This window comes from Pseudomonas sp. lyk4-R2A-10, assembly GCF_030209075.1.
Taxonomy (GTDB): domain Bacteria; phylum Pseudomonadota; class Gammaproteobacteria; order Pseudomonadales; family Pseudomonadaceae; genus Aquipseudomonas; species Aquipseudomonas glycinae.
Genome location: NZ_JARVSR010000011.1, coordinates 1 through 26,572 on the forward strand (window position 1 = coordinate 1; position 26,572 = coordinate 26,572).

Sequence of the window (26,572 nt, forward strand, 5' to 3'; positions counted from 1 at the left end):
TCCGAAACCCCAATTGCGAAAGCAGTTGGGGTTTTGTTTTGCCCGCAGGAAAGTTCTTACAGCATTCTCAGCCGCCTTGCGGCTGTCCTCGCCGGCCGACAATGCTAAGGTTCAGCCCTAGCTTTTGTACTTTTCCAAGGAAGCCTTCATGCCGGACACCCAGTCCCTCAACGCTGCATTCATGGTCGTTCAGAGCAACAGCCTGGATGAACTGCGCAGCCTTGTGATCAGCATCATGCGGCGCTATCCACTGGCACCCCTGGAGAACGAAATTGCGCTCGTGCAGAGCAACGGCATCGCTCAATGGCTCAAGCTGGCACTGGCTGAAGACCCTGAAGCGGACGACTCTGGCGGCTGTGGTATCGCCGCCGCTATTGATGTGCAACTGCCGGGCAGTTTCATGTGGCAGCTTTACCGGATGGTTCTGGGGCGAGAGGAGATTCCGGCAACGTCGCTGCTCGATAAGGCACCATTGACCTGGCGCCTGATGCGCCTGTTGCCACAGGTCATCACCCGACCCCATTTCGAACCGCTACAACGCTTCCTCACCCATGACACCGATCTGCGCAAGCGTTACCAGTTGTCCGAACGTCTGGCAGACCTCTTTGACCAATATCAGGTTTACCGCGCTGATTGGCTTGAGGATTGGGCAGAGGGGCATCATCAACTACGCAATGTGAGGGGTGAAGCGAAGCCGCTTCCTCCGACCAGTTGCTGGCAGGCAGAGTTGTGGCGTGCCCTGCTGGACGATGTGGGCGAGCAAGGCATGGCTCAAAGTCGGGCGGGCGTGCACCAGCGGTTCATGGAGCGCATCAACAGTCTTGAACGCGCACCGACCGGACTTCCCCAGCGAGTGATCGTTTTCGGAATTTCCTCGTTGCCAGCCCAGGTACTGGAGGCATTGGCCGGGCTTTCCCGTTTCAGCCAGGTTTTGTTGTGCGTCCATAACCCCTGTCGTTATCACTGGGCCGATATCGTTGCCGACAAGGATCTCTTGCGCCATCAGTACAAGCGGCAAGCCCGAAAAAACGGTATGCCCGTAGTGCTGGATTCGGAAATGCTCCACCAGCATGCTCACCCGCTCCTCGCTGCGTGGGGCAAGCAAGGTCGCGATTACATCAACCTTCTCGACAGCTATGACGACCCCGATAGCTATCGCGCAGCATTTCGCAATGGACGTATCGATCTGTTCAGCGAAAACCAGCCGAAGAACATGCTCAATCAGTTACAGGACGACATTCTGGAACTGCGGCCGCTCGGCGAGACTCGAGCACTCTGGCCGGCAGTCGATCTGACTCAAGACGATTCGATCCGCTTTCATATTGCCCATAGCGCCCAGCGCGAAGTGGAGATTCTCCACGACCAGTTGCTGGCACGTTTCAGTGCCAACCCTCAATTACGCCCGCGCGACGTGATCGTGATGGTGCCCGACATCGATAGTTATGCGCCGCATATTCGCGCCGTATTTGGGCAGCTGGATCGTCATGATCCACGCTTCATTCCCTTCACGATGGCCGATCAGGGGCAGCGCGGACGGGATCCATTACTTATCGCTGTCGAGCATCTGCTCAAGCTGCCGGATAGTCGTTTCCCCGTCAGTGAAATCCTCGACTTGCTTGATGTTCCGGCGTTACGCGCCAGATTTGGTGTGCAGGAACGAGACTTGCCGACCCTGCATCGCTGGATCGAAGGTGCCGGCGTGCGTTGGGGGATCGATGCCGGGCAACGGGCCGAACTGGGATTGCCCGACGAACTGGAGCAAAACAGTTGGCGCTTCGGCCTGCGTCGGATGCTGCTCGGCTATGCCGTCGGCAGTTCCGGAGCCTGTGGGGATATCGAACCCTACGATGAAATCGGCGGTCTCGATGCCGCGTTGATTGGGCCATTGGTAGCGTTGCTGGATGCACTGGAGCTTTCGCATCAGCAACTGATGAAACCCGCCCAACCACAGGAATGGGGGCATCGGCTTCAGGCGTTGATGCAACTGTTTTTCAAGCCCGAAGATGAGCATGACGACTACCTGCTGGCTCAACTCGAGGAGTTGCGGGAAACCTGGATGGAAACCTGTGAGGCCGTCGGTCTGTTGGATGAGCTGCCACTGACCGTCGTCCGTGAGGCTTGGCTGGCGGGGCTGGATCAGGGGCGTCTGTCGCAGCGCTTCCTGGCGGGAGCTGTGAACTTTTGCACGCTGATGCCGATGCGCGCGATCCCGTTCAAGCTGGTTTGCCTGTTGGGCATGAACGATGGCGATTATCCACGAGCCCAACCGCCTCTGGACTTCGATCTCATGGGCAGCGACTACAGGCCAGGAGATCGCTCCCGACGGGAGGATGATCGCTATCTTCTGCTCGAAGCGCTCTTGTCCGCCCGTCACCAGCTCTACATCAGTTGGGTGGGCCGCAGCATTCGCGACAACAGTGAGCGGCCAGCCTCTGTGTTGATCGGCCAGTTGCGCGATCATCTCGCCAATGGATGGCGATCGACCGAGGACAACGAGGATCTCCTGATTGCCATGACTCAGGAGCATCCGTTGCAGCCATTCAGTTCGCGCTACTTCCATGAGGAAGACAAATTGTTCAGCTACGCCAGCGAATGGCAGGTGCTGCATCAACATCACGAACAGAATGACGTCGCAACAATGCTTGCCCCCCATGTCCAGGAGGAGCCGTTGAGTCTGGAACTGCTACAGGACTTCCTGCGCAATCCGGTCCGACACTTTTTCACTCAGCGACTCAAGGTTTACTTCGAAGCGGCGCAGATACCTCAGGCTGACGAGGAACCCTTTGTACTGGATGCGTTGCAGCGATATATGCTCAGTGACAGCTTGCTCGGAGCAGCCTTGAGACACCCGGATAATGTTGATCAGGCACTCGAGTCTCAAGCCCGACGCCTGCAGAACAGCGGCCTGTTGCCCATTGCCGGATTCGGTGAATGCCTTCAGCGAGAGCTGATCGAGCCTTTGCCAGACTTGTTGCAGCGATATCAACAGCTGCTGGCGTTATGGCCGACACCCCTGTCCAACGCGCTACCGATCAATTTTGAATGGCAGGAGCTGCGCCTTGAAGGGTGGCTGGGCGGCTTGCACCGGCGCGCCGATGGCGGCGTACTTTCGGTCACGACGATCCCGAACAGCATAGGCTCGATCAAGAGCCGCAAATGGCATCGCCTGACCAAGCCCTGGGTCAGCCACCTTGTCGCGTGTGCCAGTGGGCTCTCCCTGACGACCGCACTGGTGGCCAGTGATGACACGCTCCTTCTTGAACCTCTGGAACAGACTCGAGCGGGACGGGTTCTTGAGGATCTGCTGCTCGCCTGGCAGACGGGCATGCGTCAGCCACTTCCGGTCGCGGTAAAAACGGCTTTTGCATGGCTGGGGCAGACCGATCCAGTCAAGGCTGAAGCGGCTGCCCGCAAAGCCTATGAGGGTGATGGTCAGACCAGCGAAGGCGAACGTCGGGAAAGCCCGGCTCTGGCCCGACAGTTCCCCGACTACGATGCACTGCAGGCGGATGAAACCTTCTCCGGTTGGTGTGATGCGCTTTATCGCCCGTTGCTCGAGGCACCTTGGCGCTCATGGACCCACGAGGAGGCAGGCGCATGAGTAACCAGCCACCACTCGCCCTGGCATTCCCGTTAAAGGGCAGCCAACTGATCGAAGCCAGTGCGGGCACTGGCAAGACGTTTACCATTTCGGCGTTGTATCTGCGGTTGATACTTGGCCATGGAGGCGAGGCAAGTGGTTTCGGTCGAGAGCTGTTGCCCCCGCAGATTCTCGTGGTGACCTTCACCGATGCGGCGACCAAAGAGTTGCGCGAACGCATCCGTACGCGCCTGGCCGAGGCCGCCCGTTTCTTCCGTGACGAGACTTCGCCCCCTGATGCGCTGATCGATGAACTGCGTGCACAGTTCGATCCGCAACAATGGCCCGGTTGCGCCAACCGCCTGGACATTGCCGCGCAATGGATGGACGAAGCCGCAGTCTCGACGATTCACAGTTGGTGTCAGCGAATGCTGCGCGAGCATGCGTTCGATAGCGGCAGTCTGTTTACCCAGACACTGGAAACCGATCACAGCGACCTGCTCGGTGAAGTGCTGCGCGATTATTGGCGGCTGTTCTGCTATCCGATGCAGGGCGATGCCTTGAACTGGGTTCGCAGTCACTGGGGAGGTCCGGCGGCCCTGTTGCCGCGTGTGCGTGGGCTGTTTGGCACCGAGCGCGAAGGGGATTCAGACAAGGCGCCATCCGAACTGATCGAAGAATGCCTGCAGGAGCGCCGTGCAGCGTTGATGGAGTTGAAGGAACCATGGCGGCAGTGGGCCGATGAGTTGCTCGCCATCTGCCATCAGGGCGTCGCCAACAAAACGGTGGACGGGCGCAAGATGCAGGCCCGCTATTTCGAACCCTGGTTCGAAAAGCTCAAGGCCTGGGCCGAGGACGAGACGCTCGAGCATTTGGATATCGGCACCGGGTTCGCCCGGCTCACACCGGACGGCATGGCTGAAGCCTGGAAAGGTGAGCCGCCGAGTCACCCGGGCCTGGATGCCATGCCTGTGCTCAAGTCGAGCCTCGACAATTTGCCGACGCCCGATGCGGCCGTGCTGCAGCATGCAGCCAAATGGGTCGGTGCTCGCTTTGAGGACGAGAAACGCCGTCGGGCCGAAATGGGTTTCGACGACATGCTGTTGCGCCTGGATGCTGCCTTGCAGTCCGATGGTGGGGAACGCCTCGCCACGCTCATCCGCGAGCAGTTCCCGGTCGCCCTGATCGATGAGTTCCAAGACACGGATCCGGTGCAGTATCGGATCTTCGAAAGTATTTATCGCATTGAAGAGGATAACCCGGAGACCGGGCTGTTCCTGATTGGTGATCCCAAACAGGCGATCTATGCCTTCCGTGGCGCGGACATCTACACCTATCTGCGAGCCCGGCAGGCCACAACCGGGCGCCTGCATACCCTGGGCACCAACTTCCGTTCCAGTCACGGGATGGTCTGTGCGGTCAACCATGTGTTCGAGCGTGCAGAGTCCCGTGAGCAAGGACGCGGAGCGTTTCTGTTCCGAGAGAAAAACGGCGATAACCCCGTGCCGTTCCAGCCAGTGGACGCTCAGGGGCGCAAAGAACGTTTGCAGGTATCCGGGCTGGACGTGCCAGCGCTGAACATCTGGCATTTATCCACCGACAAACCACTGTCCGGGGCAGTGTATCGCCAGCAGTTGGCGGCGGCCTGCGCCAGTGAGATTACGACCCTGCTCAATGGCGGGCAAACCGGTCGTGCCGGGTTTGCGCAGGAGGGCAAGGATTGGCGTGGGCTGCGGCCAGCGGACATTGCGATTTTGGTGCGCGATGGTAAAGAGGCGCAGGCGGTACGCGGTGAGCTCGCAGCACGCGGAGTCCGCAGCGTTTATCTGTCGGACAAGGACTCCGTCTTTTCCGCTCAGGAAGCCCATGATCTGTTGTCGTGGCTCAAGGCGTGCGCCGAGCCGGATGTCGAACGCTCCCTCAAGGCGGCGCTGGCGTGCATCACGCTGAACCTGCCGCTGGCCGAGCTGGAGCGTCTGAATCAGGACGAACTGGTCTGGGAAACCCGGGTCATGCAGTTCCGTGGTTATCGTGAACTCTGGCGCAAGCAAGGGGTGCTGCCGATGTTGCGGCGCCTGCTGCACGACTTTCAACTGCCGCAGATGCTCATTGCCCGCAGTGATGGCGAGCGGGTGCTGACCAACCTGTTGCACCTGTCGGAGTTGTTGCAACAGGCCGCGTCGGAACTCGATGGCGAGCAGGCACTGATCCGCCATCTGGCCGAGCATCTGGCGCTGTCCGGGCAGGCAGGCGAAGAGCAGATCCTGCGTCTTGAAAGCGACGAACAACTGGTCAAGGTCGTGACCATTCACAAGTCCAAGGGACTTGAATACCCGTTGGTTTTCCTGCCTTTCATCTGCTCGGCCAAACCCGTGGATGGCAGTCGATTGCCGCTGCATTACCACGATGAGTCCGGCAAGGCTCGCATCAGTCTGAAGCCCGACGCGGAACTGATCGCTGTGGCGGACAACGAACGCCTGGCAGAGGATCTACGCTTGCTCTACGTCGCGCTGACCCGCGCACAACATGCGTGCTGGCTCGGGGTGACGGATCTCAAGCGCGGCAATCACAGTAGTTCGGTGCTGCATCTTTCTGCACTGGGCTATCTGTTGGGCGGCGGCGCAACGTTGAATGAATCCAGCGGATTGGCCCGCTGGCTGGACGATCTGCAACAGGATTGTTCGGCGCTGAGCGTTGTTGAAATGCCGGAGGCCACCAGCGAGGAGTACCAGCCTCCGCGTAATGAGGCCACGCTATGTGCCACCCTTTTACCGAGCCGCAGGGCCAGCGAGAACTGGTGGATCGCGTCGTACAGCGCCTTGCGCATCAGTGACGTGCTGAGCGTTGGCAATGACGAAGCTCCCGACAGTCCGCAAGCGCAAAAGCTGTTCGACGACGAACGCCTCGATCCTGAAGCTCCGCGCGAGATCATCGCCGGCGGAGCTGACATTCATCGCTTCCCTCGCGGACCGAATCCGGGAACGTTTCTTCACGGTTTACTGGAGTGGGCAGGGGAGGAAGGGTTCGCGGTCACCCGCGAATCGCTGGACGATGCGATTGCCCGGCGTTGCAATCGGCGGGGCTGGGAAGGCTGGATCACCACCCTCGGCGACTGGTTGCAACACTTGCTCAAACTGCCACTGCCCGCAGGGCTCGACCAACCGCCAGTGGTGCTTGAGCAATTGAAGCAGTATCGGGTCGAGATGGAGTTCTGGTTTGCCAGCCACAAAGTCGACGTCCTCAAGCTCGACGAACAGGTGCGTCAATTCACTCACAACGGTGTGGCCCGGGTCGGCGCCGAAGCGGTGCAGCTCAATGGCATGTTCAAAGGCTTTATCGACCTGACGTTTGAGCACGAGGGTCGTTACTACGTGGCCGATTACAAATCCAACTGGCTGGGCGTCGATGACGCTGCGTACACCGAGCGAGCTATGGAGCAGTCGATCCTCGACAACCGTTACGACCTGCAATACGTGCTGTACCTGTTGGCACTGCATCGTCAGCTCAAGGCGCGGCTCGCCGATTACGATTACGACCGGCATATCGGCGGCGCGCTGTATCTGTTCCTGCGCGGAACACGGGCCCCTGGCGGTGGCGTTTACTTCGCGCGACCACCAAGGGAGCTGATCGAGCGTCTGGACCTCATGTTCCAGGGCAAACCGCAACCCCAGGCCGAGCCCGCGTGGGAACAGGGAGTACTGCTATGAATCGGACATTCGCCGACCTGCTGCCAACGCCGCTGACCGCTGACAGCCTAGCGCTACTGACGCCCCTGACCCGTGCCGATGATCTTTTGCTGTTGCTGACCCAATGGGTCGAGCGTGGCTGGTTGCGGGCACTGGACAAGGCATTCGTGGCCTTTCTTCATGAGTTGGAATCCGATGTCGATCCGCTGGTGTTGCTCGCCGCCGCATTGACCAGTCACCAGCTCGGCCATGGTCATGTCTGCCTGGATCTGTTCGAAACCCTCAAGGCACCGGATTTTGCACTTTCCCTGCCGCCGGAGGGGGATGCGCAACCCGGCGTGTTGCTGCTGCCATCGCAATTGCTCGAAACCCTCGACGGAGCGCACTGGTGCAAGGTGCTGGCCGGCAGTTCGCTGGTGGCACTGGCCGCCGACGAGAGTGCGTCGGCTCAGGAGCGCCCACTGGTGTTGTCCGGCAAGCGTTTGTACTTGCGGCGCTATTGGGCCTACGAGCGGCGTATCGACAGCGCACTGCGTCAGCGACTCGCGGAGCAGGAAGCGACACCAGCCGATCTTGCACGGCGGCTGGACGAGCTGTTCGATCCGGCCCAGCGTGCGGATGTCATCGACTGGCAGAAACTCGCCTGCGCCCTGGCCACCCGAGGTGCCTTCAGCATCATCACGGGTGGCCCGGGTACCGGCAAGACGACGACGGTGGTCCGTTTGCTGGCGTTGCTCCAGGCACCTGCGGTCGAGGCGCATCAACCATTGCGCATAAGGCTCGCGGCGCCTACCGGTAAAGCGGCGGCGCGGCTGACCGAGTCCATCAGTCAGCAGGTGCAATCGCTGAAGGTCGCTGACAGCGTCCGGGAAAAAATCCCGACCGAGGTGACCACGGTGCACCGCCTGCTCGGTAGTCGTCCCGGCACGCGGCACTTTCGCCACCATGCCGGTAACCGTCTGCCCCTGGACGTTCTGGTGGTCGATGAAGCGTCCATGATCGACCTGGAAATGATGGCCAATCTGCTCGATGCCTTGCCGCCTCATGCCCGATTGGTGTTGCTGGGCGACAAGGATCAACTTGCCTCCGTGGAGGCGGGTGCGGTGCTGGGAGATTTGTGCCGTGATGCCGAAGCTGGTTGGTACAGTGCGCAGACCCGCCAGTGGCTGGAACAGGTGAGTGGCGAATCCCTGCAGGACAGCGGCTTGCACGAAGGCACTGACGGCTCGCATCCATTGGCCCAGCAAGTGGTGATGCTGCGACACTCGCGGCGTTTCGGCGAGGGCAGCGGCATCGGTCAACTGGCGCGACGAGTGAATCAGCAACTCCCGGTCGAGGCTCGCCAGTTGCTGGAAGCCAAGACTCATGGCGATGTGTTTTCTTTGCCACTCCACAATGAGCACGACCGTGAACTCGAGCACCTGGTGCTCGATGGGCACGCGAAAGGCCCTCACGGATATCGACACTATCTGAGCGTCTTGCGCGATCGACGTCCGGCGAGCGGAACGCCGCTCGAGAACCCGTGTTGGGTCGACTGGGCACGTGACGTCCTGCGGGCCTTCGATACCTTCCAGTTGTTGTGCGCAGTGCGCAAAGGGCCGTGGGGTGTGGAGGGGCTGAACCAGCGCATCACCGAAGCGTTGCTCAAGGCGCGGCTGATCGAGAGCGACCAGCAATGGTACGAAGGCCGGCCGGTGCTGATGACCCGAAACGACTACGGTCTGGGGCTGATGAACGGTGACATCGGTATCGCCCTGAAACTGCCCGAGCGCGATGGCCCTGATGCCGGTAAATCGGTATTGCGAGTGGCGTTCCCGCGTAACGACGGGCGCGGCGGGGTGCGTTTCGTGTTGCCGAGCCGGCTCAACGATGTCGAGACCGTCTATGCGATGACCGTGCACAAGTCTCAGGGCTCGGAGTTTGCCCATACCGCGCTGATCCTGCCGGACGCCCTGAATCCTGTGTTGACCAAGGAACTGATCTATACCGGAATTACCCGGGCCAAGGACTGGTTCACCTTGATCGAGCCTCGGAGCGGCGTGTTTGAAGAAGCGGTGCAGCGCAAGGTGAAGCGCCTGAGTGGACTGATGCTGGAACTGGAAGAAGGCGCGCCGCATAAAGGATGAAGGTGCCTTCGATTGCCGCCGATAATTGACCGACCGGTCAGAGGTCGCTGTATCGCTGGCTTTCCAACGCTGTGCTATCGTTGCGGCATCATTTCGTAACGATCCAAGAGAATCCCTGCATGAAGGTGGCTGTCTGGGCGACAGAGCGCGTAGTTGGCTGCAAGCAGGCGTTGCTTGCCGGTGTGCTCTGTTTGCTCACGGGTGTGGCCGCTGCCCAGACTCAAACCCCGGTGGGTATGGCCGAACAACGGGCCAAATCCGTCACCCAGGTTGTCCTCGGTATCCTCAGTTATGCGCGCTGGCCGGTAGAGCCGGCGCAATTGCGTTTGTGCATCGTCGGCCCGACCGAATACACCGACGACCTGGTCAAGGGCACGACCCAGGCCACGGGCCGTCCGGTCATCGTGCGTCGACTGTTGGCCGACAACCCGGCCATCGTCAGCGAGTGCGACGCGGTCTACATCGGCAAACTCACGGCTGAAGAACGCAGCCGGTTGTTCGCGTCCCTGATCGGGCATCCGGTGCTGAGCATCAGCGAAGGCGGTGATCAATGCACGGTCGGCAGCCTGTTCTGCCTGCGGGTCGGCGATGACCAGGTGTCGTTCGAGGTCAATCTCGACTCCGTCGCCCGTAGCGGTGTGCGCATTCATCCCAGCGTGCTGCAGTTGTCGCGCCGCAAACCGGCGGTGCCATGAGACGCGACAAATCCACAGGGCGCCCGACCCTCGGTTCGGTCATCGGCCGTGGCAACCTGATTGTGGCGCTGGTCGCCGTGGCAATGGCCAGTGTGTCGCTGACGCTGCTTGGGGTACTGGCGCTGCGGGTCTATGCCGATCACAACCTGCACTTGATCGCCCGCTCGATCAGTTACACGGTTGAAGCTGCCGTGGTGTTCAACGACAAGGCCGCTGCGACCGAAGCGCTGGCGCTGATCGCCTCGACCGAAGAAGTGGCCGATGCCCAGGTGCTGGACACTCAGGGCCAGTTGCTCGCGCGCTGGCAGCGTCCGGAGAACGGTCTGTTTTCCGAGCTGGAGATGCAAGTCGCGCGGGTCATACTGGAAAAACCCATCAACCTGCCGATCCTCCATCAGGATCGCGAGATCGGGCGTATCTTGCTGATCGGCCACGGTGGCAGCCTGATGCGCTTTCTGTTGAGCGGTCTGGCGGGGATCATTCTCTGCACGGCGATCAGTGCCTGGGTCGCGCTGTACCTGGCGCAGCGTCAGTTGCGCAGGATCATCGGCCCGTTGCACAGCCTGGCGGCGGTGGCGCATGCGGCCCGCAGCGAGCGGGCACTGGATCGACGGGTGCCACGGGCGAAGATTGCCGAACTGGACAACCTCGGCAATGACTTCAATGCCTTGCTCGATGAACTCGAAGACTGGCAAACCCACCTGCAAAGCGAGAACGAAACCCTCGCCCACCAGGCCAGCCACGACAGTCTCACCGGCTTGCCGAACCGGGCCTTTTTCGAAGGCCGCCTGATCCGTGCGCTACGCAGCGCCCACAAACTGAACGAGCGCGTGGCGGTGCTGTTTCTCGACAGCGACCGCTTCAAGGACATCAACGACAACTTCGGTCATGCCGCCGGTGACGCGGTGCTGGTGGCGGTGGCGAATCGAGTGCGGGCGCAGTTGCGTGAAGAGGATCTGGTGGCGCGTCTGGGCGGTGACGAGTTCGCCGTTCTGCTCACGCCCTTGCACAAGACCGAAGACGCCGAACGCATTGCCGACAAGATCCTCGCCAGCATGGACACCCCGATTGCGCTGCCGGGCGACAGCAGTGTCGTGACGTCGCTCAGTATCGGCATCGCGGTTTACCCCGATCATGGCGTCACGCCCGGCACCTTGCTTGATGCGGCCGATGCCGCGATGTATCAAGCCAAGCGTTTGTCGCGTGGCGCCCAATCCACGGCCGGGTCGGAGCACCCGGTCGATCCCGTTCAAACCAGGAGCTGATGCCCGTGTTCTCACTTTCCTTTCGACTGTTTTCCACCCTGTTGCTGACGGCCATGCTGGCCCTGACCGGTTGCCAGACCGCCCCGCAAAAAGGCCTGACGCCGGCCCAGGTCGCGGTCCTCAAGCAGCAAGGCTTCGAGCTGACCGATGACGGCTGGGAGTTCGGCCTGTCGGGCAAAGTGTTGTTTGGCAGCGATGTCGAAAGCCTGAATAAACAAAGTACCGAAATCGTCGAGCGTATCGGCAAAGCGTTGCTGGGTGTCGGCATCGAGCGGGTACGGGTGGATGGCCACACCGACGCCTCGGGCAAGGAAACCTACAACCAGCAGCTGTCCCTGCGCCGCGCGAAAAGCGTCAGCAACGTGCTGACCTCGGTCGGCATGAAACAAGAGAACATTCAGCTGCAGGGCCTCGGCAGTCGCGAACCGGTCGCCTCCAACGACACCGCCGCCGGCCGCACCGAAAACCGCCGAGTGTCGATTGTGGTCAGCGCCGATTAATCGGTGAACTGCATGTCACGGGTCTCACCCATCAACAGACCCTGATTGCGCTCGGTCACCTCACGGATGTAATCCCACAGCAGGGTGATCCGCTTCAACTTGCGCAGATCCTCCCGGCAGTACATCCAGAACTGCCGGGTGATATCGATTTCCTCCGGCAACACCGGCAACAGGCGCGGGTCCTGGGCCGCGAGGAAGCACGGCAGAATCGCCAATGAGCGCCCCTGCTGCGCCGCCACGAACTGTGCGATCACGCTGGTGCTGCGCAAATTGGCGCTGGCGCCGGGCAACACGTTCGCCAGATACAGCAGCTCTGAGCTGAACGCCAGGTCATCCACGTAACTGATGAATTGATGCTTGCCCAGGTCGGCGGGGCGGCGGATCGGCGGGTGCTTGTCCAGGTATTCCTGGGTCGCGTAGAGCTGCAAGCGGTAGTCGCAGAGTTTGCAGCACACGTACGGCCCGTGTTCCGGGCGTTCGAGGGCGATGACGATGTCGGCCTCGCGTTTGGACAGGCTGATGAAGTGTGGCAGCGGCAGGATGTCCACCGAGATCGCCGGGTAGGCGTCAACGAAGTGGCTCAGTTGCGGGGTGATGAAGAAGCTGCCGAAACCTTCAGTGCAGCCCATCCGCACATGCCCGGACAGCGCGACGCCGGAGCCGGACACCTGCTCGCAGGCCATGTGCAGCGTGCTTTCGATCGACTCGGCATAACTCAGCAGGCGCTGGCCTTCGGCAGTCAGCACGAAACCGCTGGTGCGGGACTTTTCGAACAGCAAGGTGCCGAGCGCCGCTTCCAGCGAACTGATCCGCCGCGACACGGTGGTGTAGTCGACCGCCAGGCGTTTGGCCGCGGTACTGGCCTTGCGGGTGCGGGCGACTTCGAGGAAAAACTTGAGGTCGTCCCAATTCAGCGAACCTAGAGAGGTGATGTTTTTTTGCATGATGGACGGGCTTATATGTGCGTTCTTATTAGAAGTTTGCACATCTATACTCCAAAAACAGTCCGACAACCAATTCGTGACACACGCCTCATCTCAAGGCGAACCTTTCGCCTTGGCTCCTACGATAAAAACAAGTTCTGGAGACCAGCATGAACGCATCGCTTACGCCCAACGAAACCACGATCCAGAAGGTCAAGCTGCTGATCGACGGCGAGTGGGTCGAGTCGCAGACCACCGAGTGGCACGACATCATCAACCCGGCGACCCAGCAGGTTCTGGCCAAGGTTCCGTTTGCCACCGCCGCTGAAGTCGACGCTGCCGTCAGCGCCGCCCAGCGCGCCTTCCAGACCTGGAAGCTGACTCCGATCGGCGCGCGCATGCGCATCATGCTCAAGCTGCAGGCGTTGATCCGTGAGCATTCCAAACGCATCGCCGTGGTGCTGAGCGCCGAACAGGGCAAGACCATTGCCGATGCCGAAGGCGACATTTTCCGTGGCCTGGAAGTGGTCGAGCACGCCTGCTCCATCGGCAGCCTGCAGATGGGCGAGTTCGCCGAGAACGTGGCCGGCGGCGTCGATACCTACACCCTGCGTCAGCCGATCGGCGTCTGCGCCGGCATCACCCCGTTCAACTTCCCGGCGATGATCCCGCTGTGGATGTTCCCGATGGCCATTGCCTGCGGCAACACCTTTGTACTCAAGCCGTCCGAACAGGATCCGCTGTCGACCATGCTGCTGGTGGAGCTGGCGATTGAAGCGGGCATTCCGGCCGGTGTGCTTAACGTCGTCCATGGTGGCAAGGACGTGGTTGACGGCTTGTGCACCCACAAGGACATCAAGGCCGTTTCGTTCGTCGGTTCGACTGCCGTCGGCACCCACGTTTATGACCTGGCCGGTAAACACGGCAAACGCGTGCAATCGATGATGGGCGCGAAGAACCATGCGGTGGTGCTGCCGGATGCCAATCGCGAGCAAGCGCTCAACGCCTTGGTCGGCGCCGGTTTCGGTGCGGCCGGTCAGCGTTGCATGGCCACCTCGGTGGTGGTGCTGGTGGGTGCGGCCAAGCAGTGGCTGCCGGATCTGAAAGCGCTGGCGCAGAAACTCAAGGTCAACGCCGGCAATGAGCCGGGCACCGATGTCGGCCCGGTCATTTCGAAAAAGGCCAAGGCGCGGATTCTCGACCTGATCGAAAGCGGCATCAAGGAAGGCGCAAAACTTGAGCTGGACGGTCGCGACATCAGCGTGCCGGGTTACGAGAAAGGCAACTTCGTCGGCCCGACCCTGTTTTCCGGGGTGACTACCGACATGCAGATCTACACCCAGGAAATCTTCGGCCCAGTGCTGGTGGTGCTGGAGGTCGATACCCTCGATCAGGCCATCGCGCTGGTCAACGCCAACCCGTTCGGCAACGGCACGGGCCTGTTCACCCAGAGTGGTGCCGCGGCGCGTAAATTCCAGACTGAAATCGACGTCGGCCAGGTCGGCATCAACATCCCGATTCCGGTGCCGGTGCCGTTCTTCAGCTTCACCGGTTCGCGCGGTTCGAAACTCGGCGACCTCGGCCCTTACGGCAAGCAAGTGGTGCAGTTCTACACCCAGACCAAAACGGTCACGGCGCGCTGGTTCGATGACGACAGCGTCAACGACGGCGTGAACACCACCATCAACCTGCGCTGAGGAATGGCCATGAAAATCGCATTTATCGGTCTGGGCAACATGGGCGCGCCGATGGCGCGCAACCTGATCAAGGCCGGGCATTCGCTGAATCTGGTGGACCTGAACAAAACCGTGCTCGCGGAGCTCGAGCAACTGGGTGGCACCATCCGCGCTTCGGCTCGCGAAGCGGCTGAAGATGCAGAACTGGTGATCACTATGCTGCCCGCCGCCGTGCATGTACGCAGCGTCTGGCTCGGTGAGGACGGTGTGCTGGCAGGGATCGGCAAAGGCGTGCCGGCAGTGGATTGCAGCACCATCGATCCGCAGACTGCGCGCGATGTGGCAGCGGCCGCTGCCAAACAAGGCGTGGCCATGGCCGATGCACCGGTGTCCGGCGGAACCGGCGGCGCCACTGCCGGGACGTTGACCTTCATGGTCGGCGCCACTCCTGAACTGTTCGCCACCCTGCAACCGGTGCTGGCGCAGATGGGCCGCAACATCGTGCATTGCGGTGAGGTCGGCACCGGCCAGATCGCCAAGATCTGCAACAACTTGTTGCTCGCCATTTCGATGGTCGGCGTCAGCGAGGCGATGGCCCTGGGCGATGCGCTGGGGATCGACACCACGGTGCTCGCCGGAATCATCAACAGTTCGACGGGTCGTTGCTGGAGTTCGGAAATGTACAACCCGTGGCCGGGCATCGTCGAAACGGCACCGGCCTCGCGCGGCTACACTGGTGGCTTCGGCGCCGAACTGATGCTCAAGGATCTGGGGCTGGCCACCGAGGCGGCGCGTCAGGCCCATCAGCCGGTGGTGCTGGGCGCGGTGGCGCAGCAGTTGTATCAGGCGATGAGTCAGCGCGGGGAAGGGGGCAAGGACTTCTCGGCGATCATCAACAGCTATCGCAAGCCGCAGTAATCGTCGTCAGGCCTGTGCTCGTCGCAGGTCTGCAATTCAGATGCAGTAGGTGTTGCCGGGAAATCACGTCGGGTGGTTTCCCGGCTTTTTTGTATCAGGCGAACACGAAATATTTGCGCACGGTCTCAACCACTTCCCAGGTGCCCTTCATGCCTGGCTCGACCACGAAGATGTCGCCGGCGCGCAGGTGGATCGGCTCCATGCCGTCCGGGGTAATCACGCAGTAGCCTTCCTGGAAATGGCAGTACTCCCATTTCACGTAGTCCACTCGCCACTTGCCCGGCGTGCAGATCCAGGTGCCCATGATCTTGCTGCCGTCTTCGCTGGTGTAGGCGTTGAGGTTGACGGTGTGCGGGTCGCCCTCGAGCTTTTCCCATTTGCAGGCGTCGAGTACGGGCAGGGGGTGGGTGTCGCGCAGAACGGTGATAGGTGCGGGCATGACGGCTCCAGGCCAGAGGGAAATAGAGCGTCACCGTAGCGTTCGTGGGGGCTGTCGAAGTGTCTGGGGTCGACCTCCAGATGCCTGTAAGCGCTGGGGCAAATCTGCACTCCTCCCTGATTTGCACCAGCGCTGTGCATATAAGAAGGTTTTGGCACAAGCGTGCACCATAAAAGTTCAATCAATTTTTAGACTAAAACGAGATAACCATTCTGACACCTATTGCAAAACAAAATCGTCTGTACTATAACATTCGTACTAAAGAACTATTCCTCAAAACGGAGCTTCATCTGAGTCACGGACAGACTTGAATCGGCTTTTTCTCATCTCGATAACTGACTTGGCCTTTGGCTCAAGTGTGAACTTCTATCCGTTGTTAATGAATAATGACAGTTGAATGAACCGGACAGTTAATAAGTGGCGCGGACGCAATGTCTCGCGTGCTTTGAGTTGAAGCTTTAAATGAACAGTTAATTAATTATTTGTGCACTGGCGGATTTATATCTGCGGGATACGCACGCCTCTCGGAATGTTATGTGCCCGGCATCAATGGAATGAGGCTTTATTGTGGACGACATAAACGTAATTGAAGTTTCGACGACTGTTGATAGTTCAAGTGAGCTTGGCCGGCACGTCTGGGTGCGTGCCGGCAGTCGCCTGACACATGTGCAAATCAGCGATGACTGTTTCATCGGTTTCAGATGCGATTTGCAGCACGCGTTTGTCGGCAAATCCAGCATGTTCGCCACCGGGGCCCGGTGCCTGGGGACGGCGCAGTCGCCGGTTCGAATTGCCGAAAACGTCTGGCTGGGCGCCAAGGCCACCGTGACTGCCGGTGTTACCGTCGGTGCCGGGGCCGTGGTGGCGGCTGGCGCGTTGGTGACAGCGGATGTGCCGCCGGACGCAATCGTCGTCGGCCGCCCGGCGCGGGTCATTGCCCGGCGCACCGTGGTCGAGGACGGCCGGCCGAGCCCGGAACCGGTGCTGGCCAAAGTCCGGGAGCGGGCGCGCCAGGGCTTGCCGTCGATGCTCGATCGGTCCACGCAGTCGGTCGCGCGGTTCAAGTCGCTGAACCCCGACACCCAGACCTGGGACATCAGTGACGACGCCCTGATCGATGCCGAATTGCGCGGCGGGGCGTCGGTGGAAATCGCCCGGGACTGCATCCTGATCGGGCGCAGCAACCGTCAGGGCGGCATGTCGCAACTGGGCGGCATCGAACTGGGCACCGGCGCGCGACTGGCGGCCGGTGTGGTTATCGAGGCGGCTGGCGGTGTATCCGTCGGTGCCTTCAGCGAGTTGTCCGAGGGGGGCACGATCGTTGCCTCCACTCATGATCATTCATTTCGCTCACTGCCTTGGGAGGAGGCACCGGTGCGCATTGGAAGTCGTTGCGTAATTGGCGAGGGCGCCATCTTGGTAGGTCCACTGAATATTGGTGACGGTGCCGTTATCAAACCGTACTCGGTGGTTATAAGGGATGTATTGGAAAACACTGTGGTTCATGGCGTTGTTCAACTAATGGAGATTCAAGAATGATTTTATTTGCCCCCAATCCAACCGGTTCCGGTCACAACATGCGCGCGCTGTCCATCGCTCAGGCGATCAAGAAACAGCGTCCGGACATGCCATTGACCGTGGCGCTGGCTTCCTTGCAGCCGACCTTCACGCCGATGTTCGAAAAATCTGGTGTTGAAGTTGTGGATATTGCCGGTCGTTTGGTCGATTACTCAAAAAAAAGCAACTTGTCGAAAGAACTCGACTGGAATAATTACATTGGCGGTTATATCGCCAATACTTTCTTGTCCGGCGAGCGGATTCTGTCTTACCTGGCGCTGATCGCCGAGTACAAACCGACGGCTCTGGTGTCGGACTACAACATGGCCGCCTGCCTGGCCGCGATTTTCAGCGGTACGCCGCTGGTGTTCGTCACCGAGCGCTACGACTTCACCCTGTGCCAGCTCGAAGATCATGATCTGGCTGACGGCGGTTTCGAAGTCAACGCGCTGGAAATGGCCCGGGCCCGCACCGCGCTGCACAGCCAGTTCAACTGGATGATCAATCAGAGCCAACTGGTGCTGACCGACAAACCCTATGTGGCCTCTCTCGATCAGGGCACACCAGTGGCCGAAGCACTGGTCAGCGGCAAGGCGCATTTTGTCGGCCCGATGATCCGCGACATCAATGTGCAGACCGGCTTGAACGTGCGCGAGCAACTGAACCTCGGCGACTCGCCATTCATTGTGGCTTCGATCAGCGGCACCACAATGTTTGCCCAGAACAAGGACGCGCTGCTCGCCGCCTATCTGGACAGCTTCAGGATCCTGCGCGAGCGCAATCCGGAACTGAAACTGGTGCTGCTGGGCCGTCAGGATATCCAGGCTCAGGACGGCGTCGTCTGCGTGCCGTACTACCCGGACTGGATGGGCCTGCTGCGCGAAGCCAGCCTGCTGATTTCGGCGCCGGGCTGGATCACCGTGACGGAAATCGCCGCACTGCAGATTCCAACGCTGTTCGTGCTGCCGTCCAAATCCGAGTACCACGAACTCGAGGCGCTGCGCCGTCTGGAGCTGCTGGGTTTCCCGACGCACCTGGGCCACGACCGCGATGCGATCGTCGAGCTGATCCAGGGCGAGCTGGAAAAAGACACCGATGCTTCGGCCTACTACGCGCCGCATCAGCAAGTCGCCGCGCCGGATGGCGAAGGTGCCGCCCGCGCCGCGACGCGCATCATTGAGTTGTGCCAGGGCAGCGTTGTGTCGCTGACCGAAAGCAAAGCCGCTTAACCTCAAGGAAGAGGGATTCACCATGTCACTGCATCCGCAGTTTCTATTTGATCAAGGCCTCAAGGACATCGAGCACGGCGGCTTTTTCGCCGTGACCGATGCCAGTGGCGAGGTTGCGATTTCCAGCGACAAGCAGTTGCAGGATCAGGTCGCGGCGACGCTCTACCAAGCCGAGCACGGCGACGATGTCGAACTGCGTTTTGCCCATGACGGGCTGATGCGTTTGCATGATGCTTCGAATGGCGGTTTCCACGAACTGGCCGACCGCTACTGGACGCCGCACGGCTCCGGACGTTGCCGCACGCTGGCGCTGCAACTGGACGCACTGGCGGCATTGATTGCCTATCAACGGAGGGTGCCGCAGGACGCAGCAAACAATGCCGCGATCCACGGCCTGCTGGAAAAGGTCGAAGCGCTCTACGCCCGTTCCACGCTCGCCGGTCTGTACAGCAGCGACTGGTCGACGCCGCTGGAGCTGGCGACCTCGATCGATCTCGACATCAGCGCCACGGCCTTGCTCGCGCGTATCGACAATCAGCCGTTGGGTCTCGGCTTGGTCGGGCACTTGCAGATTCATGCAGAAAACCTGATCGGCCGGGTGGCCGGCAGCGACAGCCAATCTTGTGTCGATGTGGCGCTGACCCGTTGCGGCGTGCGTGCTCAAGTCAGCCTGGTGCTGGCGCAACTGGCTGATACGCGGGACGACAATGCGCTGTCGAATCTGGCTCGTTCGTTCCTGCTGCAAACCCTGGCGCTGTTTCGCGATCCGGCGTACGGCGGGTATTGGGACCGGGTCGGGATCAACGGCAAAGTGCGTTGCGACTGGCACACCTCGTACAAAAATCACGAGTCGCCATTCCCGATCAAGACTGCCTACGACGTGGCGTTGCTGTTGCAGGCGATTCAGGCCTTGCCGTCCGGCGTGAGCGAAGCGGATCGGGCTTCGGTGACGGCGGCGTTGCTGGAATTCCATGACGCCCGCCATGGCGGTCTGTTCATGGGCAAGGGCTACTTTTGGTCGACCCCGGATGACCCGACCGTGCCGTTCATTCGGCAGTTCTGGGCGCCGCCGCGTCAGCCAGGAATCTTCAGCATTGGCAACCTGACGTACCTGCCGTTGCACCTGAAGAGTCTGAAAACCCAGCTCGCCGCGGCCCACGCCTTGCAGTCCATCGAACCGGTCGTTGCCGTCACTCATCATGACGATGCAGCGCTGGTAAACCGTGAGTTGCAAGTGATCGATGGCGGTGGCGATGTGCAGCGGATTCACCCGAATGGCGTGCCGACCATCAATGTTGATCTGCAGCGTTATCTGGCGTGGCTGGCCAAGGCCCGGGCGTCGAATGAAACGCCTTACGGGCTGACGGCCGAAACCGCGCCGCTGGGTTTCCGTGCCGACAAAACCTGGCAGGTGTTCTCCGGGTTGCACGTGATCTCAGACTTGCACGCGCTGGGTCTGCAAATCGAAAACAAGGCCAGCCTGATCGATTGCATCAGGGCCTCGCAAAACACCGACGGCGGATTTGCCGAGCAACCGGGGCATCTCAGCGATGTGTTCGCCACCTACTGCGCGGTGTTGTCGCTGCGAGTGCTGGGCGCATTGCCGAACGATATCGGCGGTTGCGTGCGTTACCTCCAAGCGTGTCAGAACCCGGACGGCGGGTTCGGCGATGTGCCGGGTTTCGGCTCGGACATCTGGCACACCAACCTGGCGGTGCTGTCGCTGCATGCGCTTGAAGCCAAGGCGCCGGACGAGCAGGGCGTGATGGCGTTTGCCTTGCGCTGCCGCTCGGCCGACGGCGGTTTCGCCAACAAGCCGGGTTATCCGCCGGACGCGTTTTCGGTGTACCGCGTGGTGTCGACGCTGTTCATTCTCAACCGACGCATCGTTGATGCCGAACAGACCGTCGCTTGGCTTCAGAGCCTGCAACTGGCCAACGGCTCGTTCCACTACCGGCCGGGTAAAGCGGTCAGCCTGGTAGGTACTTACATGGCTATCGCAGCAATGTATCTGCTCGACGCGCAGCCGACGTATCTGCAGGAATCGAAAGACTGGATCGCTGCCCATCAGAAGCAGGACGGTGGATTCGGCCCACTCAATGCGACCTCGGCAACCACCGACGAAAGCTTCGTCTGCATCCAGACGCTGCTGATTCTCGAACAAGGTCTGTCGCAATACTGGGTGGCGTTGTTGAACTGACCCGCACACAGCATCGAAGGACGTTCAATCATCATTTTGCCAGGGGAGGCGCTGATGAAAATTTTAGTGACAGGGGGCGCGGGCTTCATTGGCTCGGCCGTGGTGCGGTTTCTGATTGAAGAGACCGAATGTGAAGTGATCAACGTCGACAAACTGACCTACGCCGGCAATCTCGAATCTCTGGCTGAGGTGTCCCATTCACCGCGTTACCGGTTCTGTCAGGTCGACATCTGCGACAGGCCGGCGCTGGACGAACTGTTCGCACGGCTGCAACCGGATGCGGTGATGCATCTGGCCGCCGAGTCCCATGTGGACCGTTCGATCGATGGCCCGCAAGCCTTCATCGAAACCAACATCGTCGGCACCTACACGCTGCTCGAAGCGGCGCGTGGTTACTGGAACCGACTGGACGCGGCGCGTCAGGCGGCGTTCCGTTTCCATCATATTTCCACCGATGAAGTGTACGGCGACCTGGAACCCGAAGATCCGGCATTTACCGAGCGCACGCCGTATGCGCCAAGCTCGCCGTACTCGGCGACCAAGGCCGGCTCCGATCATCTGGTTCGCGCCTGGCATCGCACTTTCGGCCTGCCAGTGGTGGTGAGCAACTGCTCGAACAATTACGGGCCGTATCACTTCCCGGAAAAACTGATTCCTCACGTCATCCTCAATGCGCTGCAAGGCAAGCCGCTGCCGGTGTATGGCGATGGCGCGCAGATTCGCGACTGGCTGTTCGTCGAAGATCACGCCCGCGCACTGTATGCGGTGGTTACGCGCGGTGAGGTCGGGCAGACCTACAACATCGGCGGCCACAACGAGAAGACCAACCTGGAAGTGGTGCACACCCTGTGCGATCTGCTCGAAGCACGCGGTGCGGAAAAACCGGCGGGCGTCGCGCACTTCCGCGACCTGATCACCTTCGTCAAGGATCGTCCGGGCCACGACAAACGCTACGCCGTCGATGCCGGAAAAATTCACGCGACGCTGGGCTGGACGCCGCAGGAAACCTTCGAAAGCGGCATGCAGAAAACCGTCGACTGGTATCTGGATAACCGCGCCTGGTGGGTGCGGGTGATGTCCGGTGCCTACGCGCTGGAGCGCCTCGGCGAGCAAAGCGACAAAGCCCTTGTGGCCTGAACGTTCAGTCATTCAAATCTCACTGCTTGAAAGGAAAAAAGCATGGCCAAGTACAAAGGAATTCTGCTGGCGGGCGGCGCCGGTTCGCGTCTGCACCCGATCACCCTGGGCGTCTCGAAACAGTCGCTGCCGGTGTATGACAAACCGATGATCTATTACCCGCTGTCGGTGCTGATGCTGGCGGAAATCCGCGAGATCCTGATCATCTCCACCCCGGAAGATCTGCCGGGCTTTCAGCGCATGCTCGGCGACGGCAGTCAGTTGGGCCTGAGCTTGAGTTACGCGGTGCAACCGAGTCCGGACGGCCTCGCTCAGGCGTTCATCATCGGTCGTGAATTCGTCGGTGAAGACAACGTCTGCCTAGTGCTCGGTGACAACATTTTCTACGGCGCCGGCTTCGGTGAAACCCTGCTGCAAGCGGCGGCGCGTGATGAAGGCGCGACAGTGTTCGGCTATTACGTGGCCGATCCCGAGCGCTTTGGCGTGGTGGAATTCGATGCTGCCGGCAAGGCCTTGAGCATCTGCGAAAAACCGAGCGATCCAAAGTCCAACTACGCCGTCACCGGCCTGTATTTCTACGACAACGAAGTGCTGCAGATTGCCGCCGACATCAAGCCGTCGCCGCGCGGCGAGCTGGAGATCACCGACGTCAACAACGTCTACCTGCAACGCGGCAAATTGAATGTGTCGGTGATGGGCCGTGGCATGGCCTGGCTCGACACCGGCACTCACGACGCGTTGATGGAAGCGGGCAATTTCGTCCAGGCCATCGAGAAACGCCAGGGCCTGAAAATCGCCTGCCTCGAAGAGATCGCCTACCACAAGGGCTGGATCGACGACGCGCAATTGCTGGTGCATGCGGGCAGCATGAGCAAGACCGGTTACGGTCAGTACCTGGCGCGTTTGATCCACGATGATGTGGTGGTGGCGATGGATGCGCAGCGCCCGTTGAAAGGCGCTGCCTGATCAAGTGTGGGAGCGAGCCTGCTCGCTCCCACAGGGTCAGTGGCCGGTCACGCTGTCGAGTTCGGCAGCTTTGACCGTAGCGCGTGGATCGGCCGACGGAATTTGCAAACGGGCCAGGCGATTGGCGTGGGTCGGCGCTTCGGCCGCCAGCGGCGAGCGGCGTTTGCGGGTTTCTTCACGCAGCACCGGCAAGACTTCCTTGCCGAACATGTCGAGTTGTTCCAGCACGGTTTTCAGCGGAATGCCGCCATGGTCGAACAGGAACAGCTGGCGCTGATAGTCGCCGAAGTACTCGCGGAAGGTCAGGGTTTTGTCGATGATTTCCTGAGGGCTGCCGACGGCCAGCGGGGTCATTTCCATGAACTCTTCCAGGGACGGGCCATGGCCGTACACCGGGGCGTTGTCGAAATAGGGACGGAACTCCCGGCGCGCATCCTGCGAGTTGCGGCGCATGAAAATGTGCCCGCCGAGACCGACGATCGCCTGCTCCGGCGTGCCGTGACCGTAATGGGCAAACCGCGCGCGGTAGAACTCGACCAGCGCCATGAAATGCTCACGGGGCCAGAGGATGTGGCTGGCGAAAAAACCGTCGCCGTAATACGCCGCCTGCTCGGCGATTTCCGGGGTGCGGATCGAGCCGTGCCAGACGAAGGGCGGCAGGTCATCGAGGGGCCGCGGGATCGAGGTGAAGTTTTTCAGCGGGGTGCGAAAGCGTCCGCTCCAGTTGAGGTCTTCTTCGCGCCAGAGCCGGTGCAGCAGGCGATAGTTTTCCATCGCCAGTGGCAGACCGTCGGCGATGCTCTTGCCGAACCAGGGATAGACCGGCGCGGTGTTGCCGCGGCCGAGCATCAGGTCCATGCGCCCGCCGCAGAGGTTCTGCAACAGCGAATATTCTTCGGCCAGGCGTACCGGGTCGTTGGTGCTGATCAGGGTGGTGGACGTCGAAAGAATGATGCGTTGGGTCTTGGCGGCGATGTAGGCCAGCAGTGTGGTGGGAGAGGAGGTGATGAACGGGGGATTGTGGTGCTCGCCGGTGGCGAACACGTCCAGTCCGATGTCTTCGGCCTTCTGCGCAATTTGCAGGGTGGCCTGGATGCGCTCGGATTCGCTGGGGGTACGGGCGTTGGTAGGGTCTTGTGTGACGTCGCCAACGGTGTAGATCCCGAATTGCATAAAGCCTCCTTGCCTTGGGTAAAGGTGTGTTTGAAACCCTTGCCGCGAAGAATGAATCGTCGCGGCACTTGAAATGTACGCCTGTACACGTACAATCGCAATTCTGCATCATCGTCTAATCGGCTTTGAACACCTCATCGAGAGAGGAACGCGACATGCAACTGGGATTTATCGGTCTGGGCACGATGGGCGCACCGATGGTGCTGAACCTGCTGAAAGCCGGGCATCGGGTCCGCGTGTGGAATCGTTCGTCGGCACCGCTGGAAGCACTGGCCAAGGCCGGCGCCGAAGCTGTCCAGACACCGGCACTGGCAGCCCAGGCCGAGGTGCTGATTTCGATGCTCGGCGATGACACGGCGATCCGCTCGGTGTTCTTCGATGCCAAGGCGCTGCACGGTCTGCGGGCCGGCAGCGTTCACGTCAACATGTCCACGGTGTCCGTGGCGCTGGCCAGGGAGCTGGCGACCGTGCATGAAGCACGCGGCGTTGGTTACGTGTCGGCACCGGTGCTGGGGCGAGTCGATGTGGCGGCTGCCGGCAATCTGAACATTCTCGCCTCCGGGCCCGCCGAAGCACTGGTCCGGGTTCAGCCGCTGTTCGACGTGCTCGGGCGCAAGACCTGGACGCTGGGCGACACGGCTGAAGTGGCCTGCGCTGCCAAACTGTCGGCCAATCTGATGATCGCCTCGGCAATCGAATCCATGGCCGAAGCCTCGACCCTGGCCGGCGGCTATGGCATCAGTCGCGGGGCGTTCATCGAGATGATCACCTCGACCCTGTTCGCCGTGCCGGTCTATCAGGGCTACGGCAAGCTGATGGTCGATGAGAAATTCGAGCCGGCGGGTTTCAAGTTGTCGCTGGGTCTCAAGGATGTACGCCTGGCGCTGGAAGCCGGTGAAGCGGCGCAGGTGCCGCTGCCGTTTGCCAGCGTGTTGAAGGACAACCTGCTGGACGGCATGGCCCATGGTCAGGCCGATCAGGACTGGGCCTCACTGTCGAAAGTCAGTGACCGGCGTGCCGGCGTGAAGTAATCCAAAAGTTTCAGGCAACGTAACTTGTGCGCAAGTTGCGTCGGCCTCTTGCGTCTTGCGTTATTGTCGGACAGTGATTGCTCTTTTATTGGGAAATGAAAGAAGTCTGATAATAGTGCTTGTCAAATGTACGACTGTAGACGTACATTTTTATCGGGGTTTGACAACAATAAAAGTTCTGTCTGTTTTTTCGTCTGCTGATCGTAAATAAATAATAGCTAGGAGCCGTTATGAAAAATCTAATGCAATGGAACAGCCTTCCCTCCGAATCCAATGAATGGCTCGAGAAGGTGCGTGCACTGAATCCGCTGATTATTCAGCACTGCGATTACAGCGAGCAGACCAACGCGACGCACAAGGATGTGATGTCCCGATTCTTCAAGGAAGGTTTTGGCCGCACCTCGGTGTCCAAGGCGTTCGGCGGGTCCCAGGTCGATATCCAGACCACCTCGGCCCTGCTGCTGGAATTCGCCCGCTATGACGCCTCGCTGTCCTGGCAGCTGGCGGTGCAAGTGGCGATGGGGCGCCTGTCGGATTACCTGCCGGAAGCCACTTCCGAAGCGATCTATAACCACTGCGACGGTTTCGTGATCGGCGCCATCCACTCCGGCGGCGAAGCGCTGCCGATGGGCGACGAGTACCTGCTGAGCGGCAAATGGGCGTTCGCCAGCGGCTCGGCCCACGCCGACTGGCTGGTCTGCACCGCCACCGTCAAAGGCACCGAAAACAACACCACCCCTGAAGTGCGGATGTTTTTCGTCCCCGCCAGCCAATGCACCATCCTGCCGACCTGGGACACCCTGGGCATGCGCGGCACCGGCAGCCATCACTTCCAGTGCTCCAACGTGATCGTCCACAAGTCTTTCTCGCTGGATGTCGAAACCCTCAAGCAATCCCCCGAAGCGCGCAGTTCCCGGGCCTATGCCACCGGTTACTACGAGTTCGGCACCCTGGCGGCGATGTCCACCGTGCTCGGCGTGGCCCGGGCTGCGGTCGATCACTTCCGCAATGACCGCGCCGTGAACACCGACCCGGGCCTGGAAGGGGTGATCTTCGAGAAGACCGGTCGCGCCATCTCCTCGGTGCACACCGCACAACTGCTGCTGGAAGATGCGATCCATCAGGTCATCAACCGGGGTGAAACCATCGGCGAACCGGTCAGCGCCCGCGTCGGCCTGGCAGCCTCGGTGCTGACCGAGAACTCGGTCAATGCGGTCAACCAGATCTACTCGATGGCCGGTTCCAAAGCCGTCTACAAGTCGCACTTCCTGGAGCGTTGCTTCCGCGATATCCACACCGGTTCGAAGCACTTCACGTTGTCGCCTTTGAACTTGCACGGTATCGGCAAGTATTACCTGGATAAAACCAACGTACTGGCCGCGGCGTAACAGCGGATAAATAAAGCGGGCGCGTTTACAAGTGAAAGTTCACAGGGATCGATAACGCGCCCGTCTTTAGTTGCATCTTTATT

General features: G+C 60.5%; 18 protein-coding genes. 15 read left to right on the forward strand and 3 right to left on the reverse strand.

The window, feature by feature from the left end:
- Positions 1-148 precede the first annotated feature (148 nt).
- The 6 genes from recC (at position 149) to yfiB (ending at position 11,852) form a co-directional block, all read left to right on the forward strand.
- Positions 149-3,601 (forward strand): exodeoxyribonuclease V subunit gamma, encoded by a 3,453-nt coding sequence (recC, locus tag QRN46_RS17130; protein WP_285356144.1) that lies wholly within the window; start codon positions 149-151, stop codon positions 3,599-3,601.
- The gene (recB, locus tag QRN46_RS17135) at positions 3,598-7,287 is read left to right on the forward strand and encodes an exodeoxyribonuclease V subunit beta (protein WP_285356148.1); all 3,690 of its coding nucleotides are present in this window, start codon (positions 3,598-3,600) and stop codon (positions 7,285-7,287) included. Before recC ends, recB begins: the two co-directional genes overlap by 4 nt.
- On the forward strand, positions 7,284-9,392 hold the full coding sequence (gene recD / locus QRN46_RS17140; protein ID WP_285356150.1) for an exodeoxyribonuclease V subunit alpha: 2,109 nt from the start codon (positions 7,284-7,286) through the stop codon (positions 9,390-9,392). Before recB ends, recD begins: the two co-directional genes overlap by 4 nt.
- Before the next feature lie 119 nt (positions 9,393-9,511).
- Positions 9,512-10,087 carry a regulatory sequestration protein YfiR gene (gene yfiR / locus QRN46_RS17145; RefSeq protein ID WP_285356153.1) on the forward strand — a complete coding sequence of 192 codons (576 nt, stop codon included), beginning with the start codon at positions 9,512-9,514 and terminating at the stop codon, positions 10,085-10,087.
- Positions 10,084-11,352: a diguanylate cyclase DgcN/YfiN gene (dgcN, locus tag QRN46_RS17150; protein ID WP_011332332.1), complete on the forward strand. Its 1,269-nt coding sequence runs from the start codon at positions 10,084-10,086 to the stop codon at positions 11,350-11,352. Before yfiR ends, dgcN begins: the two co-directional genes overlap by 4 nt.
- Positions 11,352-11,852, forward strand: coding sequence for an outer membrane lipoprotein YfiB (gene yfiB / locus QRN46_RS17155; RefSeq protein ID WP_011332333.1), 501 nt, complete (start codon positions 11,352-11,354; stop codon positions 11,850-11,852). Before dgcN ends, yfiB begins: the two co-directional genes overlap by 1 nt.
- Here the strand turns inward: yfiB and QRN46_RS17160 are convergent.
- Positions 11,849-12,796, reverse strand: coding sequence for a LysR family transcriptional regulator (locus tag QRN46_RS17160; protein ID WP_201818891.1), 948 nt, complete (start codon positions 12,794-12,796; stop codon positions 11,849-11,851). The genes yfiB and QRN46_RS17160 overlap by 4 nt on opposite strands.
- 149 nt (positions 12,797-12,945) lie before the next feature.
- Between QRN46_RS17160 and QRN46_RS17165 the strand changes: the two genes are divergently transcribed.
- Positions 12,946-14,472, forward strand: coding sequence for a CoA-acylating methylmalonate-semialdehyde dehydrogenase (locus QRN46_RS17165; protein ID WP_201818893.1), 1,527 nt, complete (start codon positions 12,946-12,948; stop codon positions 14,470-14,472).
- A gap of 9 nt (positions 14,473-14,481) precedes the next feature.
- The gene (gene mmsB / locus QRN46_RS17170; protein WP_039772935.1) at positions 14,482-15,369 is read left to right on the forward strand and encodes a 3-hydroxyisobutyrate dehydrogenase; all 888 of its coding nucleotides are present in this window, start codon (positions 14,482-14,484) and stop codon (positions 15,367-15,369) included.
- A 94-nt stretch (positions 15,370-15,463) separates the two neighbouring features.
- On the opposite strand, the gene QRN46_RS17175 is transcribed toward mmsB, so the two are convergent.
- Positions 15,464-15,808, reverse strand: a complete 345-nt coding sequence (locus tag QRN46_RS17175; protein ID WP_007953863.1) for a cupin domain-containing protein — start codon at positions 15,806-15,808, stop codon at positions 15,464-15,466.
- Positions 15,809-16,516: 708 nt separating this feature from the next.
- Here QRN46_RS17175 and QRN46_RS17180 point away from each other — a divergent pair.
- The 5 genes from QRN46_RS17180 to rfbA are packed head-to-tail and all read left to right on the forward strand — an operon-like array spanning position 16,517 to position 22,897.
- Positions 16,517-17,347, forward strand: coding sequence for a DapH/DapD/GlmU-related protein (locus QRN46_RS17180; RefSeq protein WP_285356160.1), 831 nt, complete (start codon positions 16,517-16,519; stop codon positions 17,345-17,347).
- Complete coding sequence (locus QRN46_RS17185; protein WP_201818897.1) at positions 17,344-18,594, forward strand: glycosyltransferase family 28 protein; 1,251 nt, start codon at positions 17,344-17,346, stop codon at positions 18,592-18,594. The genes QRN46_RS17180 and QRN46_RS17185 overlap by 4 nt, the downstream gene beginning before the upstream one ends.
- 22 nt (positions 18,595-18,616) lie before the next feature.
- Positions 18,617-20,794 carry a prenyltransferase/squalene oxidase repeat-containing protein gene (locus tag QRN46_RS17190; protein ID WP_201818899.1) on the forward strand — a complete coding sequence of 726 codons (2,178 nt, stop codon included), beginning with the start codon at positions 18,617-18,619 and terminating at the stop codon, positions 20,792-20,794.
- A gap of 54 nt (positions 20,795-20,848) precedes the next feature.
- Positions 20,849-21,931: a dTDP-glucose 4,6-dehydratase gene (gene rfbB / locus QRN46_RS17195; RefSeq protein ID WP_201818901.1), complete on the forward strand. Its 1,083-nt coding sequence runs from the start codon at positions 20,849-20,851 to the stop codon at positions 21,929-21,931.
- A gap of 42 nt (positions 21,932-21,973) precedes the next feature.
- Positions 21,974-22,897 carry a glucose-1-phosphate thymidylyltransferase RfbA gene (gene rfbA / locus QRN46_RS17200; protein WP_011332341.1) on the forward strand — a complete coding sequence of 308 codons (924 nt, stop codon included), beginning with the start codon at positions 21,974-21,976 and terminating at the stop codon, positions 22,895-22,897.
- 36 nt (positions 22,898-22,933) lie between these two features.
- Here the strand turns inward: rfbA and QRN46_RS17205 are convergent, their stop codons facing one another.
- Positions 22,934-24,070 (reverse strand): LLM class flavin-dependent oxidoreductase, encoded by a 1,137-nt coding sequence (locus QRN46_RS17205; protein ID WP_011332342.1) that lies wholly within the window; start codon positions 24,068-24,070, stop codon positions 22,934-22,936.
- 125 nt (positions 24,071-24,195) lie between these two features.
- On the opposite strand from QRN46_RS17205, the gene QRN46_RS17210 reads away from it, so the two are divergent.
- Both QRN46_RS17210 and QRN46_RS17215 read left to right on the forward strand, forming a co-directional pair.
- Entirely contained in the window at positions 24,196-25,101 is a 906-nt protein-coding gene (locus QRN46_RS17210) for an NAD(P)-dependent oxidoreductase (protein WP_258399136.1), read from the forward strand.
- A 230-nt stretch (positions 25,102-25,331) separates the two neighbouring features.
- Positions 25,332-26,489, forward strand: coding sequence for an acyl-CoA dehydrogenase family protein (locus QRN46_RS17215; protein WP_285356169.1), 1,158 nt, complete (start codon positions 25,332-25,334; stop codon positions 26,487-26,489).
- The last annotated feature ends 83 nt before the right edge of the window (positions 26,490-26,572 follow it).

Bases quoted from the DNA above. Each gene is read 5' to 3' on its own strand.
- recC (WP_285356144.1), top strand. From the start codon at position 149: ATGCCGGACACCCAGTCCCTCAACGCTGCATTCATGGTCGTTCAGAGC.
- recB (WP_285356148.1), top strand. From the start codon at position 3,598: ATGAGTAACCAGCCACCACTCGCCCTGGCATTCCCGTTAAAGGGCAGC.
- recD (WP_285356150.1), top strand. From the start codon at position 7,284: ATGAATCGGACATTCGCCGACCTGCTGCCAACGCCGCTGACCGCTGAC.
- yfiR (WP_285356153.1), top strand. From the start codon at position 9,512: ATGAAGGTGGCTGTCTGGGCGACAGAGCGCGTAGTTGGCTGCAAGCAG.
- dgcN (WP_011332332.1), top strand. From the start codon at position 10,084: ATGAGACGCGACAAATCCACAGGGCGCCCGACCCTCGGTTCGGTCATC.
- yfiB (WP_011332333.1), top strand. From the start codon at position 11,352: ATGCCCGTGTTCTCACTTTCCTTTCGACTGTTTTCCACCCTGTTGCTG.
- QRN46_RS17160 (WP_201818891.1), bottom strand. From the start codon at position 12,796: ATGCAAAAAAACATCACCTCTCTAGGTTCGCTGAATTGGGACGACCTC.
- QRN46_RS17165 (WP_201818893.1), top strand. From the start codon at position 12,946: ATGAACGCATCGCTTACGCCCAACGAAACCACGATCCAGAAGGTCAAG.
- mmsB (WP_039772935.1), top strand. From the start codon at position 14,482: ATGAAAATCGCATTTATCGGTCTGGGCAACATGGGCGCGCCGATGGCG.
- QRN46_RS17175 (WP_007953863.1), bottom strand. From the start codon at position 15,808: ATGCCCGCACCTATCACCGTTCTGCGCGACACCCACCCCCTGCCCGTA.
- QRN46_RS17185 (WP_201818897.1), top strand. From the start codon at position 17,344: ATGATTTTATTTGCCCCCAATCCAACCGGTTCCGGTCACAACATGCGC.
- QRN46_RS17190 (WP_201818899.1), top strand. From the start codon at position 18,617: ATGTCACTGCATCCGCAGTTTCTATTTGATCAAGGCCTCAAGGACATC.
- rfbB (WP_201818901.1), top strand. From the start codon at position 20,849: ATGAAAATTTTAGTGACAGGGGGCGCGGGCTTCATTGGCTCGGCCGTG.
- rfbA (WP_011332341.1), top strand. From the start codon at position 21,974: ATGGCCAAGTACAAAGGAATTCTGCTGGCGGGCGGCGCCGGTTCGCGT.
- QRN46_RS17205 (WP_011332342.1), bottom strand. From the start codon at position 24,070: ATGCAATTCGGGATCTACACCGTTGGCGACGTCACACAAGACCCTACC.
- QRN46_RS17215 (WP_285356169.1), top strand. From the start codon at position 25,332: ATGAAAAATCTAATGCAATGGAACAGCCTTCCCTCCGAATCCAATGAA.